Origin of the sequence: Azospirillum sp. CT11-132 (genome assembly GCF_047302835.1) — a bacterium.
GTDB lineage: Bacteria > Pseudomonadota > Alphaproteobacteria > Azospirillales > Azospirillaceae > Azospirillum.
On the sequence record NZ_JBGLZA010000003.1, the window covers coordinates 1,775,592 to 1,789,423 of the forward strand.

At 68.8% G+C, this 13,832-nt stretch carries 14 protein-coding genes; 7 read left to right on the plus strand and 7 right to left on the minus strand.

Going from position 1 to position 13,832, the window contains the following annotated elements:
* Positions 1–7: 7 nt before the first annotated feature.
* A complete protein-coding gene (locus ACCD06_RS14250; protein WP_413341378.1) occupies positions 8–1,441 on the minus strand; it encodes a gamma-glutamyltransferase in 1,434 nt (477 codons plus the stop codon).
* On the opposite strand from ACCD06_RS14250, the gene ACCD06_RS14255 reads away from it, so the two are divergent.
* The 4 genes from ACCD06_RS14255 to ACCD06_RS14270 all read left to right on the plus strand — a co-directional run bounded on the left by ACCD06_RS14255 (position 1,401) and on the right by ACCD06_RS14270 (position 5,894).
* On the plus strand, positions 1,401–2,768 hold the full coding sequence (locus ACCD06_RS14255) for a M48 family metalloprotease (RefSeq protein ID WP_109157029.1): 1,368 nt from the start codon (positions 1,401–1,403) through the stop codon (positions 2,766–2,768). The genes ACCD06_RS14250 and ACCD06_RS14255 overlap by 41 nt on opposite strands.
* 167 nt (positions 2,769–2,935) lie before the next feature.
* Complete coding sequence (locus tag ACCD06_RS14260; protein ID WP_413341380.1) at positions 2,936–4,351, plus strand: esterase-like activity of phytase family protein; 1,416 nt, start codon at positions 2,936–2,938, stop codon at positions 4,349–4,351.
* Positions 4,352–4,483: 132 nt separating this feature from the next.
* Positions 4,484–5,251: a DsbA family protein gene (locus ACCD06_RS14265; protein WP_109153514.1), complete on the plus strand. Its 768-nt coding sequence runs from the start codon at positions 4,484–4,486 to the stop codon at positions 5,249–5,251.
* Between the two features lie 13 nt (positions 5,252–5,264).
* Positions 5,265–5,894, plus strand: a complete 630-nt coding sequence (locus ACCD06_RS14270) for an HAD family hydrolase (protein ID WP_247871503.1) — start codon at positions 5,265–5,267, stop codon at positions 5,892–5,894.
* A gap of 9 nt (positions 5,895–5,903) precedes the next feature.
* Here the strand turns inward: ACCD06_RS14270 and ACCD06_RS14275 are convergent, their stop codons facing one another.
* The 5 genes from ACCD06_RS14275 to ACCD06_RS14295 form a co-directional block, all read right to left on the minus strand.
* Positions 5,904–6,572, minus strand: a complete 669-nt coding sequence (locus ACCD06_RS14275; protein ID WP_109150884.1) for an MT-A70 family methyltransferase — start codon at positions 6,570–6,572, stop codon at positions 5,904–5,906.
* Between the two features lie 131 nt (positions 6,573–6,703).
* Complete coding sequence (locus tag ACCD06_RS14280) at positions 6,704–7,411, minus strand: Crp/Fnr family transcriptional regulator (RefSeq protein WP_247871502.1); 708 nt, start codon at positions 7,409–7,411, stop codon at positions 6,704–6,706.
* Positions 7,408–8,040: a YgjV family protein gene (locus ACCD06_RS14285; RefSeq protein WP_413341384.1), complete on the minus strand. Its 633-nt coding sequence runs from the start codon at positions 8,038–8,040 to the stop codon at positions 7,408–7,410. Before ACCD06_RS14285 ends, ACCD06_RS14280 begins: the two co-directional genes overlap by 4 nt.
* 393 nt (positions 8,041–8,433) lie before the next feature.
* Positions 8,434–8,994, minus strand: coding sequence for a cold-shock protein (locus tag ACCD06_RS14290; RefSeq protein ID WP_109157026.1), 561 nt, complete (start codon positions 8,992–8,994; stop codon positions 8,434–8,436).
* A gap of 264 nt (positions 8,995–9,258) precedes the next feature.
* Positions 9,259–10,365: an alkene reductase gene (locus tag ACCD06_RS14295; RefSeq protein ID WP_413341387.1), complete on the minus strand. Its 1,107-nt coding sequence runs from the start codon at positions 10,363–10,365 to the stop codon at positions 9,259–9,261.
* Between the two features lie 214 nt (positions 10,366–10,579).
* Here ACCD06_RS14295 and ACCD06_RS14300 point away from each other — a divergent pair, with 214 nt between their 5' ends.
* Together ACCD06_RS14300 and ACCD06_RS14305 are read left to right on the plus strand one after the other, a co-directional pair.
* A complete protein-coding gene (locus ACCD06_RS14300) occupies positions 10,580–11,344 on the plus strand; it encodes a histidine phosphatase family protein (protein ID WP_109157024.1) in 765 nt (254 codons plus the stop codon).
* Positions 11,345–11,383: 39 nt separating this feature from the next.
* Positions 11,384–12,295, plus strand: coding sequence for an NAD(P)H-hydrate dehydratase (locus ACCD06_RS14305; protein WP_413341390.1), 912 nt, complete (start codon positions 11,384–11,386; stop codon positions 12,293–12,295).
* Positions 12,296–12,298: 3 nt separating this feature from the next.
* Here the strand turns inward: ACCD06_RS14305 and ACCD06_RS14310 are convergent, their stop codons facing one another.
* Positions 12,299–13,048: a ribonuclease T2 family protein gene (locus ACCD06_RS14310; RefSeq protein WP_413341392.1), complete on the minus strand. Its 750-nt coding sequence runs from the start codon at positions 13,046–13,048 to the stop codon at positions 12,299–12,301.
* Between the two features lie 130 nt (positions 13,049–13,178).
* On the opposite strand from ACCD06_RS14310, the gene aat reads away from it, so the two are divergent.
* Complete coding sequence (gene aat / locus ACCD06_RS14315) at positions 13,179–13,832, plus strand: leucyl/phenylalanyl-tRNA--protein transferase (RefSeq protein WP_136704510.1); 654 nt, start codon at positions 13,179–13,181, stop codon at positions 13,830–13,832.

The following is a 13,832-nucleotide window of genomic DNA, read 5'->3' on the forward strand; positions in this document are numbered from 1 at the left end:
GGTTGGATCATTCCCGCTTGCGTTCGCTTTCGACCGTCAGCCCCAGGCTGCCGGCGCGCGGGTCGATTGCCGTCTGGCAATAGCGGACACCATCCTCGATCAAAACCCGGCAACCGACGAAGCTGACCCGTCCGGGGATGGATTGCGGACGGGCCGCCTGGATCTGCGGGGCGGTGGACTTGTCCTCCAGACCGGCTGGAAGGGCGGCCGACAGCAGTGCGGCCGGGCCGGCGGCCGGGCCGTCGTCGCCGTTGGCGGTGCCGACCCCGGCGAACAGGGTGCGGCCGATGATGGAGTTGGCGATCAGCGCCGGCGCGCCGAAGCCGCCGCGGTCGACCCCCTGGGCCACCAGCATGCCGGTGCCGGGGATACCGCGGCCGGTGCCGAAGGGCGCCCCCTGGGTGAAGGCGCAGGCGGCGCCGTTCTCGTCCGGATCGATCACCATCACGCCGGCACCGGCGGCGGTCGCGCCCTTGCCGGTGGTGCCCAGCAGCTGGGCGGCGCGGGTGGCGCGCTCGCCCGGCGGCAGGGCGGCGACCGCCTTCCAGGTCTGGATCAGGGCGGCGCCGGCCTCCGGTTCGTTCAGGTCGGGCACATGCAGGTCGCTGATGTCGAAGGGCACGGTCAGCGTGCCGGCGACGCGCGGCTGATAAGCGCGCAATTGCGCCGGATCGATGCCGGTGCCCTGGGCGACCGTGGCGGCGAGCGGCCCGCTGTAGAAGGCGCCCACCCCCTGCCGGCGCAGGACCGACAGGGTCGCAGCCAGCTCCGGCTGGCCGACCACCGCGCCGACGGCGGGAGTACCTGTACCGAGGAAGCGGCGCCGCGTCTCCGAATCGGAAGCCAACCGCCCGCCGAAAGCGGTCAAATCCTGCACCAGCGCGCGGCTGAGACCGGGGGAGAACTGGGCCAACTGTTCGGCCGGGGAGACGACCTGCTCCCACCGCATCACGCCGGCGGAAGCCTGGACGGCGAACAGGCCGCGCGCCATGGCGGGCATGGCGGCGCCGGCGGCGCCAGCCGGACGCGGCAGGAAATCGATGGTGCGGGCCTTCTTCGAGGCGGCATCGAACAGCACGCAGACGCCGCCGCCGGCCAATCCGACGCGGGACGGCAGGCTGGCGGTCATCGCCAGCGCCATCGCGGCCACGGCGTCACCGGCCTTGCCCCCCTGGGCGATGATGTCGCGCCCCACACCGGCGGCATAGGGTTCGTCGGCGACGACGAAGCTCTGCACCGTGGCGTCGGTCTTGAACTTGGTGTTGACGCAGCCCGCCAGCAGTGATGCAGCTATGGCAACTGCGCCCAACCGTTGCCAGATTTGCAAGCGAGTGTGTCGCGGTCCGGAGTTCCGCCGGTCGCGCGCGGGAATCCGCTGTTCCAAGCCGGAGGTCGTCACGGTGCGCAAGCCCAGCAGGCTGGTTTCGGTCGTCGCCATCATGTCCGTTTGTCTGATGTCGCTGGTGTGGGGAGCGCCACCGGCGAGCGCGCAGCGCCGCTCGGAGATGCAAATCCTCAGCGACGCCGAGACGGACCATATCATCCGCAAGATGGCCCGGCCAATCTTCCAGGCGGCAGGCGTCGACCCGGATTCGGTGCAGATCCTGCTGATCAACGACCCGTCGGTAAACGCCTTCGTCGCCGGCGGGCAGAACATCTTCATCCACACCGGTCTGTTGCTCGACGTCGACAATGCCGACCAGTTGCTGGGCGTGATCGCGCACGAAACCGGCCACATCTCCGGCGGCCATCTGGTGCGCGGGTCGGAGGCGATGGACAACGCGTTCCTCTCCTCGCTGCTCGGCATGGGGCTGGGCGTCATCGGCGGTTTGGCGTCGCGCAATGCCGGGGCAGGTGCCGCCGGCGTCATGCTGGGCCAGCATCTGGCGGAGCGGAACTACCTGTCCTTCTCCCGCACGCAGGAGGCATCGGCCGATCAGGCCGGCCTGTCCTTCCTGGAACAGTCGGGCATCTCCGCCAAGGGAATGGAAACCTTCCTGGAGAAGCTGGGCGTCGGCGATCCACTGATGAACGACCGCGACGCCGGTTACCGCCTGACCCACCCGCTGACGCGCGAACGCATCGACGCGGTGAAGTCCTTCGTCTCCCGCTCCCGCTATGCCAACGCCCATCTGCCGGCGGCGACGGAGGCCGATCTGCGGCGCATCCAGGCCAAGCTGTACGGCTATCTCGATCCGCGCGGCGCCCTGCAGCGCTACAAGGCGAACGATCCCTCGCCCGCCGCCCGCTATGGCCGCGCTTATGCCTATTTCCGCCAGGGCGACATCAAGCAGGCGACGCCGCTGATCGACGGGCTGATCGCCGACGAGCCGAAAAACCCCTACCTGTATGAGATGAAGGGCGACCTGATGCTGCAGACCGGCCGGGCGCCGGATGCCGCGGCCCCGTATCGGAAGGCGGTGGAGCTGGCTGGTTCCGAAGCCGGAACGATCCGCGTCTCCCTCGCCCACGCCCTCTTGGAACAGCATGATCCCCGTCTGGCGGACGAGGCGCTGAAGAACCTGCAGATCGCCTCGAAGGGCAAGGCGCAGTCAGCCTTCCTGTGGCGGCTGACCGCGCAGGCCTGGAGCATGAAGAAGAATGACGGCATGGTCGCCTACGCCACGGCGGAGGAGGCGCTGGCGCGCGGCGACATGCCGATGGCCAAGGCGCAGGCGGAGCGGGCTGAGAAGCTGCTGCCCGCCGGATCGCCGGGCTGGCTGCGCGCCCAGGACATCCGCGGCCAGACCGGTGGCGGCCGACAGTAACGTCAGCAGATCGTAACGCCAGGCTGGGGGTCATATGACGAAAGCGTCCTTCCGGTAACGCAACGGTCACCGAACCGTCCCGGCCACGTCATCGCCGCTTGCTATTCCGCGGACATCGAGCGCGCCCCGCCAGCCGGGCGCGCGGTTCCGTCCACGGAGTACACCGCATGTCGTCCGTCCGTCCCCAGCCCTGGCGCGGCCCCCTGCTCGCCACCGCAGCGCTGCTGTCAGTTAGCCTCGCCGCCCTCCCGGCTCTGGCCCAGGAGCAGCAGGCCAAGCGCTATCCTGCCACGCTCGCCGGACATGCGGTGCTGCCGGCCGACACGCTGGTGCAGCCGCCGGCCGATGCCGGGCCGCTGTTCGCCAGCGCCGGCAAGTTCACCAACGCCGACCGCAAGCGGGTGGACGCCGTGGGCAGCATCCGCGCCACCTCCTTCGCCGCCGATCCCAAGGCGCCGCGCGGGACGGAGATCATGCTGCCGGTCGCCGGTCAGGCGGTACAGGGCTTCTCCGCCATCGTGCCGCAGGGCAACGGCGAGTTCCTGGCGCTGACCGACAACGGCTTCGGCAGCAAGGTGAACTCGGTCGACGCCCTGCTGATGGTCCACCGCGTCAAGCCGGACTGGCAGAGCGGCGCCATGCAGCGGCTGGAGACCATCTTCCTGCGCGATCCCGACCGCAAGGTCCCCTTCGCCATCGTCAACGAGAACAGCACCAGCCGCTACCTGACCGGCGCCGATTTCGACCCCGAATCGCTGGTGGTCCAAGGCGACCGCCTGTTCATCGGCGAGGAGTTCGGCCCCTATATCCTGGAGCTGAGCCGCGACGGCGTGGTCATCGCGGTGCATGAGACGGTGATCGACGGCAAGCCGACCCGCTCGCCCGACCATTACCGCAACAACGGCCTGCCGGCGGTCCCCGGTGCCGTCACCTTCGAGGTCCGCCGTTCCCGCGGTTTCGAGCCGATGGGCGTGTCGCCGGACGGCAAGACGCTGTACCCGTCGCTGGAAGGCCCGCTTTGGAACGCCGCCGCCAACGGCTTCGAAAACAAGGACGGCCACGCGTACACCCGCATCCTCGAGTTCGACGTCGCCAGCCGCACGTACACCGGCCGCTCCTGGAAGTACAGGCTGGAGGACAACGCCAACGTCGTCGCCGACTTGGCGATGATCGACGCCGGCAGCGCCCTGGTGATCGAGCGCGACGACAGCACCGAAGGGGCGAAGACCCAGGCCTGCCAGGGTGAGGCCAAGCCGGACTGCTTCAACGCTCCCGCCGCCTTCAAGCGCATCTACAAGATCGACATCGCCGGGGCCGATGCCGAGGGTTTCGTCCGCAAGGTCGGCTACATCGACCTGACCGACATCGCCGATCCCGACCACAAGGCCCGTGCCGGACAGGCGCCCGAAGGCCGCTTCGTCATGCCCCATTTGGGGCCGGAGGGGGTGAACGTCGTCGACACCGACCACATCGTCGTCGTCAACGACAACAACCTGCCCTATTCCACCGGCCGGACCATCGGCAAGGCGGATGGCGACGAGATGGCGCTGCTGTCGGTGGGCGAGCTGCTGCGCGCCCGCTGATCGCCAATCGCAGATTACCGATCGCTAAAACGTGAGGTCCGGGCAGGCGCTTTGCACTTGTCCGGACCGGATTGTCGGTCCAGTGTGGGCGGCCTTCGGCCCAACTCCCTTCGTGTTTCGGAGACCGCCCTCATGCGCCCCGCCCTGCCGTTCCTGCGTTCCGCCCTGCTCGCCCTGCCCGTCGCGGCGCTGGCGCTGTCCGCCGCCGTCCCGGCCCGTGCGCAATCGGCGAGCTTCGACAGCACCCAGAAGACCGCCATCGAGAAGATCGTCCGCGACTATCTGATGGAGCATCCGGAGGTGATCCTGCAGGCCGTCGACGCCATGCAGGAGCGCCAGAAGACGGCGGAAGCCGAACAGGCCCGCAAGGCCCTGGTGGAGAACAAGCAGGAGCTGACCCGCAACCCGGCCGACCCGGTCGCCGGCAACCCGCAAGGCGACGTCACGGTGGTGGAGTTCTTCGATTACCAGTGCGGCTACTGCAAGGCGGTACAGGCCGACACCCAGTCGCTGATCAAGGGTGATCCCAAGCTGCGCTTCGTCCTGAAGGAATTCCCGATCCTGGGTCCGGCCTCCGTGGTCGCCTCCAAGGCGGCGCTCGCGTCCCGCGCGCAGGGGAAATACATGGAGTTCCACAATGCCCTGATGGCGCAGCGCGGCCAGTTGGACGAGGCCGTCATCATGCGGCTGGCCAAGTCGGTCGGGCTCGACACCGACCGGCTGAAGAAGGACATGGAGTCGCCGGACGTGCTGAAGGTGATCGCCGCCAACCAGGCGCTGGCCGAGAAGCTGAACATCCGCGGCACCCCCGCCTTCATCTTCGGCGACGAGCTGGTGCCCGGCGCCATCCGGCTGGACGACATGAAGCGGCTGACCGAAGCCGCCCGTGCCAAGGGCTGAGGCGGACCGTTCCATGACCGGAATGACTGAGCAAACCAAGCCGTCCGCCGTCATTTTCGACGTCGGGCAGGTGCTGATCGAATGGGACCCGCGGCATCTCTACCGCGAGCTGTTCGACGGTTACGAAGACCTGATGGAGGATTTCCTCGACCGGGTCTGCACCCCCGCCTGGAACCTGGAGCAGGACCGCGGCCGTTCCTGGTCGGACGGGGTCGCCCTGCTGATCGAGGAGCATCCGGACTGCGCCGAACTGATCCGCGCCTATGACGACATGTGGGAACGCATGGTGCCCGGCCCGATTCCCGGCACCCCGGAAATCCTGGCGGAACTGAAGGCCCGCGGCGTTCCCGTCTATGCCATCACCAACTTCTCGGTCGACAAGTTCGAGCTGACGCGCAAGCGTTTCGACTTCCTGAACGGCTTCGACGGGATCATCGTTTCGGGTCAGGAACGACTGGTGAAGCCGGACCCGGCGATCTATCGGCTGCTGATGGATCGTTACGGTCTCGAACCGAAGGACTGCTACTTCATCGACGACAATCCCGACAATGTCGAGACGGCGCGATCGGTGGGAATGTCGGCGCACCTGTTCCTGGGCGCCGAGGCGCTGCGGCGCGATCTGGAGGCGCTGGGGCTGATTTGACGCAGCCCCCTACTCCGCCGCAGCCTCGCGATCCGTCGCGGAATTGAACGCGTAGGTCTTCCAGGTCGGCTCATACCCGTCGTCGGCCTGATTGCCCCAGACCGACCAGTTGGGCCGGGCGCCGCGGGCGAACATCTCCAGATAGGGGCCGGGGCTGCAGGACTCGATCAGTTCATACTGCTCGTCGGGCTTGCGGCTGTGCTCGCGCTTGCGGCTTTCGATCAGGTTGACCTGGGTGCGGCCGGGCGGCAGCGTGCGGGCCTTCTTGCCGCGCACGCCGAACAGGATCAGTTCGGTGACGTTGCGGAAGTAGAAGCCCACCCCGCGCCCGTCCGACCCGCCGTCCTTGCGCACCTTGTGCCAGATCAGGTTGGTCTTGTACTCGAACCCCCAGCTGCGCATCACCTGCAGCCCTTCCGGCAGCAGGGCGTTGGGGACCCAGAGATAGAGGTGCGCGGTCGGGGCGGCGATGTCGGCGACCGGCAGGGCGCAGATGTCCTCCACCGTCATGGTGCCGTAGCGCGACAGGCGGCGATGCTCCGGCGCCATCTTGCCAGTGCGGTTGACGAAGCGCCAGGGCGGGTCCGCCATCACGGTGGCGAAGCGCCGGTCACCGGCGAAGGCCACCAGATCCTGCGCCGGATCCGATGCCGTCGCCACCGTCTTGCTGTCGCCCATCGCTGCCTCGAAATCCTGAACAAATGCGGTACCGGGAGGGGTGCAAACTCGCACCTTGTGACAGCGCCGTCAATCGGGTCTGAACCGCCGCGCCGACGCTGTCACAAGGCGCCGGCCCGGCGGCTTACCGGTCACTCCTCCTCGCCGGCCTCGGCCATGGCGCGCAGGGCGGCACGTTCGGCGACGCTGACGGTCAGCCCTTGGGTTTCCACGCCCACGGGGCGCAGCTTGGCCAGCGCACGCGACAGGGTTTCCGGCTGCATGCCCAGGCGCCGCGCGATCAGCGCCTTGTCGAAGGGAAGCTGGAACTGCGCCGGTCCGTCGCCCGGCGGGCAGACGCGCATCAGGAAGGCAGCGACCCGCTGCGGCGCCGGCTGGACCTGGAGTTGCTCGATCTGCGTCACCAGATGGCGCAGGCGGACCGACAGGGAACCCAGCATGCCGAAAGCGATGCGGTCGTCCTCGCGCAGGCAGCGGGCGAAGCCGTCGGCGGTCAGGGTCAGGACGCGGGCGTCGGTCACCGCCTCGGCGCAGACCGGGAATTTGCCATCGGCGAACATGGCGGCCTCGGCGAAGCTTTCCGCCGGGCCGATGACATGGACCACCGCCTCCGTCCCGTCGCGGGTCAGGCGGTACAGCTTCACCCAGCCGTCGAGCAGGACGAAGAAGCGGTCGGCCGGCTCGTCCTGCAGGAACAGGGTGGTGCCGCGCGACACCGGGCGCACGATGGCGACCCCGCCCAGCAGCGACACCGCCCGGTCGGTCAGCTTGGCGAACAGCGGGATCGCGCGCAGTGCGGCGGCGTCTTCCGCCGACAGATTGGAATGGTTGACGGTCATGACAGCTTCGCCTCCCCGGCCGCCGGCGGCATTGCTGCTGCAGCCGGTGGCGTTGGTGTTGGTGAGGGCAGCGTCAGCCCGGTGCCGCGCAGCAGCATCCAGGCATTGACGGCGATTCCGGTCACGTCCGAGATCATTGCCGGCACCGACCCCACCAGACTGTTGTGCACGAACCAACAGGGCAAAGCCACCAACATGATGCCGCGGAAGGGTGCAACCCGCGTCTGGTAGCGGGCAAGGCTGATCGCCGCCATCCCGGCTGCCGCGAAGACGGACGGCAGCCCGGTCCAGGTGACGGCCATCACCGCGGCGATCACCGGAAGGATTGCCAGATAGACGATTCGGAAGGCGGGCCGTGCGCCGATCGCCAGCGCCGCCACCACCTGCAGCGCCGCAAGCCCGTTCAGCGCCGACGCTGTCGGAGCGCCCATCATGGCGTAATGCACGGCGAAGCACAGGCAGGGCACCAGCTGCACCAGCAGCATGCCGGCCCGGCTGCGGAAGAACGGCCAGAGCATGCCGCCGACGGTGCCGCAGAAACCGATCAGCTGCGCCGTGGACCATCCACCGCCCGCCACCCCGCCCCCACCGGCCAGGACGGCAACCAAGTCGGTCAGCACCTCGCTCATGCCGGATCGGACCTTTGGCAGCAAGGGGGGCAACAGAAGGGAGACGTGGCGCCGGCCGCCCCGGAGGGCGGCGCAGAGGAACAGGCGTCACGAAGAAGGCAGGAACGAAGGAAAGAGCGGAAGACACACGCAAAGAACAGCCGGGCCGAACAGCGCCACGGCCGGATCGCTCACGAGCCAGGACCGCAAAAATAGCAGAACAAAAGACAGGAACGCACGGCGCGCCCCCGAAGGGAGGCACCGTGCGCTGAAAGTCCGGATTTCCACCGGGAGGCCCGGAGCCGGTACGGCTCAGGACCTCAAGAGGCTATTCAGCCAAGCGGAGCCGGCCGGTGTGGCGTGCGTCCGGAGAGGACGAACGCCGCGCGGCCGAGGCCCGGGAGTCCCGGAGCCTTACAGGTACTCGACCTTGCCCGCTTCCGGACCCTTCTGGCCCTGGCGAACGGTGACGCGCACCTGATCGCCTTCCTGAAGGGTCTGCATGCCCGAACGGCGCAGCACGTTGACGTGGACGAAGACGTCCTTGCCACCGGTGCTGGGCGTGATGAAGCCAAAGCCCTTGTCGGCATTGAACCACTTCACGGTGCCGTCGACTTCTTCGCCACCGGTGCCGCCGGCATCGTAGCCGCCGCGGTCAAAGCCGCCACGGTCGAAGCCGCCGGTCCGCGGACGGGCCGAACGCTGAGCGGTCGACGCATCGACCGTGTGGATGGAGGCCACCTGCGGACCCTTCGGCCCACGGGCCAGGTCACAGGTGATGGTGGTGCCTTCGTCCAGCGCGTCGTAGCCGGCGGCCTGAACCGCAGAGACGTGCAGGAAGGCATCGGGCGAACCGTCCTCAGGCGACACGAAGCCGAACCCCTTGGTGGGGTTGAACCACTTCACGGTGGCGGTGACGTTGGACTTGGTGATCTCGGGAGCGCGGAAGCCCTGGCGGGGCGGGCGGTCGAACATGTGTCTTCAAGCTCATAGAGTGTGCCGAATGTCTTTTGTCACAGGGATCGGGTCCCAGGTCAAGCCTTCCAAAGGAAAGATGGCCGAATCGCCGTTAATTGCCCCACCCCTGGCTCACGCTTGACGCGCGCGCCCTCCCCCTTGGGGCCTCGGATGGACGGAAACGGCACTGAAGTGCCGCACCGCCACCCCTTTTCGGCACCCCCTGCTTCCCGGTTCGGCCGCGACTCGGCAATCTTTTGCACGCGAACCGTGCGTCACGGATCAGGCCGCCGACTGGTTCAAGGTCAGATAGTCGGTGTAGCCGTGGCTGTCGCCGCCATAGAAGGTCTTCTGGTCCGGCTCGGCCAGCGGGGCGTCGATGCGCAGCCGTTCCACCAAGTCCGGGTTGGCGATGAAGGGCCGGCCGAAGGCGATCATGTCGGCATGGCCGCTGGCCGTCGCCTGGATCGCCATGGCGCGGTCATAGACGTTGTTGGCCATGTAGCGGCCCTTGTAGAGCCCGCGCAGCTCGGCGAGATCGCCGCCGAATCCGGGATGCGGGCCGCGGGTCACCCCCTCGATCATGTGCAGGTAGGCAAGGCCGTAGTCGTTCAGGCGGCGGATCACCGGGCTGAAGGTGCCGACCGGGTCGCTTTCCTGGGCGTCGTTGGCCGGGCTCAGCGGCGACAGGCGGATGCCGACGCGGTCGGCACCGGCCTCCGCCACCACGGCGTCCAGCACCTCGAACAGGAAGCGGGCGCGATTCTCCACCGAGCCGCCATAGGCGTCGGTGCGCTTGTTGGTGCCGTCGCGCAGGAACTGGTCGATCAGATAGCCGTTGGCGGCATGCACCTCCACCATGTCGAACCCGGCGGCCAGCGCGTTGCGGGTGGCGCGGCGGTAATCCTCGACGATGCCCGGCAACTCGGACAGTTCCAGCGCGCGCGGGGCCGGGATGTCCTTGAAGCCGTCGACGGTGAAGGCCTTCATCTCCGGCTTCACCGCGGAGGGCGCCACCGGCAGGGCGCCTCCCGGCTGCAGGTCGGGGTGGGAGATGCGGCCAACATGCCAGAGCTGCAGGCACATGTGCCCACCCTTCGCATGGACCGCGTCGGTCACCAGCTTCCAGCCCGCCACCTGTTCGGCGCTGTGGATGCCGGGGGTATAGGCATAGCCCTTGCCCTGCGGCGAGATCTGCGTCGCCTCGGCGATGATCAGGCCGGCGCTGGCGCGCTGGGCGTAATATTCGGCGTTCATCGCGGTTGGCACGCCGGTGGCGTTGTCGGTGCGGCTGCGGGTCAGCGGCGCCATGGCGATGCGGTTGGGCAGGGTGTAGCGCCCGACCGTCACCGGCTGGAACAGGGGGGCCGCGTCCTGGCTGTCCGTCATGTCCGATCCATTCTGTATGATTGAAGACTGGCTGCTGGTTGGAAACTGGACAGGAAAGTGTGGCCCGGCCGGCGCCAGCGGCAAGGTGCCGCGTCGCCGCAGCGGCGGAACGGGCAGCATGGCTGCCATACCGTGACCTGCACGGCGGAGGGACCTTTCGGCCCGCCCGGCGGTTATTTCCGGCAGCCTCCTCCACCAGAAAACGGGATCGCCGATGCAACAGCGCTGGCCCGACCGATTGTGGATCGTCCGCCATGGCGAGAGCGCCGGGAACGTCGCGCGCGACGCCGCTCACGCCGCCGGGCATGTCCGCATCGCCATCGACGAACGTGACGTCGACGTGCCGCTCAGCCCGCTGGGCGAGCGGCAGTCGGATGCGCTCGGCCGCTGGTTCGCCGCCATGCCGGCGGTGGAGCGGCCGGACGTGGTGCTGACCTCGCCCTACCGGCGGGCGCTGCGCACGGCGGAACGGCTGCACCAGTCGGGCGGGCTGCCGATCGACCCGGCCGATTTCGTCATCGACGAGCGGCTGCGCGAGAAGGAGTTCGGCGTGCTCGACCGGCTGACCACCGCCGGCATCCGCCAGGAATTCCCGGAACAGGCCGAATTCCGCCGCCTGCTCGGCAAGTTCTATCACCGCCCGCCGGGGGGCGAGAGCTGGTGCGACGTGATCCTGCGGCTGCGCAGCGCGCTCGACACCGTCAGCCTGCATCACGGCGGCCGGCGGGTGCTGATCGTCGGTCATCAGGTGGTGGTGCTGTGCCTGCGCTATCTGCTGGAAAACATGACGGAGGAGGAAATCCTGGCCGTCGACGCAGCCGGCGACGTCGCCAACTGCTCCGTCACCGAATACCGCTTCGATGCCCAGGCCGGGCCACGCGGCGGACTGCAGTTGCACCGCTACAACTTCGTCGCTCCGTTGGAGGCGGCCGGCGCCCCGGTCACCGCCGAGCCGGATGCCGCCGTTGCCGCCCGTTAAATCATCGCCCGCCGAGGGCCGCCCGCCGAGGAGAGCCGATTGGACGCCGAGATCCCCGTCACCGCTGAACTTCTGCGTGGCATGCCCCTGCCCCAGCCGGATGGCGACGGCGACAAGGAAACCCGCGGAAGGGCGCTGGTGGTGGCCGGCAGCGTGCCGGTGCCGGGCGGCGCCCTGCTGGCCGGGATCGGCGTGCTGCGGGCGGGTGCCGGCAAGCTGCAGATTGCCACCGTGGCCAGCGTCGCCCCACATCTGGGCCTCGTCCTGCCCGAGGCCCTGGTCGCCGGCCTGCGTGAGACGCCGGAGGGCGGAATCGCCGCCGAGTCGGCCCAGACGCTGGCCGAGCGCGCCTCGCGTTGCGATACGGTGCTGATCGGCCCCGGCATGATGGACGAGCCGGCAACCGCGGCCTTGACCGCCGACCTGCTGAGGCGGCTGGATTCGAGTGAGGAAGGCCCTCGCTTTGTTTTGGATGCCGGGGCGCTGGCCGGGCTGGGGCAGGACCCGGCGCCGCTGCACCGGCATGAAGGCCGCGTGGTCATCACTCCCCATTCCGGCGAAATGGCTGGACTGCTGGGCTGCCCGCGCGAGCAGGTGGACGCCGACCCGCTCGGCAGCGCCAGGCAGGCGGCGGCCCGGCTGAAGGCGGTGGTGGCGCTGAAGGGGGGCTGCACCCGCATCGTCGCACCGGACGGCCGCAGTTGGGCCTATCGCGAGGGCACGGTCGGGCTGGCGACCTCCGGTTCGGGCGACACGCTTGCCGGGATCGTTACCGGCCTGCTGGCCCGCGGCGCCAGTCCGGAACAGGCCGCCATCTGGGGGGTCTACCTGCATGGCGAGGCCGGCAACCGGCTGAGCCGCCGAATCGGCCCGCTGGGATTCCTCGCCCGCGAACTGCTGGCGGAAATCCCGGCGGTGATGGCGTCGCTGGCGGAGGGGACGGGCGGCTGAGCCTCACTGCGCCGGAACGCTTGCCGGGGCGGGTGCCGGCGGCAGGGCCGGAGCGGCGGGCGGAGTTGCGCTGCGGCGCGGCTGGGCCGCGACCACGTCGGGCGACAGGACGGCGTCGCGGTCGCGGCAGCGGTCGACCACCTTCTGGCCGCAGGCGACGAAGCCCAGATCCTTGTTCAGGCAGACCCGCACCTCCGCCACATCGCGGCGGGAACAGATGACCGCCACCCCCTCCGCCGTCAGGCCGGGATTGGCCTCCAGAAACAGGCGCTCCACCTGCGTCGCCGGCACCGTCGGGCCGGGAACCTTGAGCTGCTCCGGGATCGCCACCTTGGACGCCGCGGCGCGCAGCTTGGCGAAATAGTCGGTGGCGTTCAGACCGGAGCAGGTCCCGTGCTTGCGCCATTCATGCATCATCAGCCCGACGCTGGGCATCACCGGCATGGTCTGGTCCACCACCGCCTTGGGCAGGTTGCGGTCGCGGGTGCAGGTGGCGGGATAGCTGCCGTCATTGTATTGCGGCCACAGGCCATGGACGACGAAACCGTATTTGCGGTCGCCGCACTGGTCGGGATCGGGGCCGTACTTGTCGCGGGCGCAATAGGTCGGCGTCCACGACAGCGACAGCAGGTAATAGTCGAAGTTGCCCGGCTCCGCCCGCCTCTGCGCCCAGGAGGGGCTTGCGGTGAACAGTCCGGCAACCATGACGGACAGAATGGCGGCGACGGCGCTTCGCATGACGGTCTTCCCCATGGATGTGCTTCCCTGCGTTGCATACCATGGAAGGAGATTGCTGTCGCGGGGTCTCGACACCAGTATCACTCAGCCAAACTCCGGCCGAACGTTTGCGCGTTCCGCCCCATCAGCGGGTATAGTGACCGGCATGTTCACCCTGTCCGCACCGATCCTGCTTCGCGCCTACGCCGCCGGCATCTTCCCGATGGCCGAAAGCGCCGAATCGCGGGAGCTTCACTGGTTCGACCCGGAACTCCGCGGCATCCTGCCGCTGGACGGTTTCCATGTGCCGCGCAGCCTGCGCAAGACGCTGCGGCGCTGCCCGTTCGAGCTGCGCTTCGACAGCGCCTTCCGCGCGGTGATCGAGGGCTGCGCCGAATCGACGGAGGACCGGCCGAAGACCTGGATCAACGACGACATCGTCCGCCTCTACGGCGACCTGTTCGATTCCGGCTTCGCCCACAGCGTGGAATGCTGGCGCGACGGCCGGTTGGTCGGCGGCCTGTACGGGGTGTCGATCGGCGGCGCCTACTTCGGCGAGAGCATGTTCAGCCGCGAGACCGGGGCCAGCAAGGTGGCGCTGGTCCATCTGGTCGCCCGGCTGCGCGCCGCCGGCTTCGCCCTGCTCGACACCCAGTTCGTGACCGAGCATCTGAGCCGCTTCGGCGCCGTCGAGATCCCGCGCACCGAGTACCGCCGCCGCCTTGCCGCCGCGATGGAGCGCAAGACCGACTTCGGCGGCGTCGACCAGCAGGCGGCGCTGGCCGATCTGCTGGAGTCGACCGCCACTCAACACCCCTGA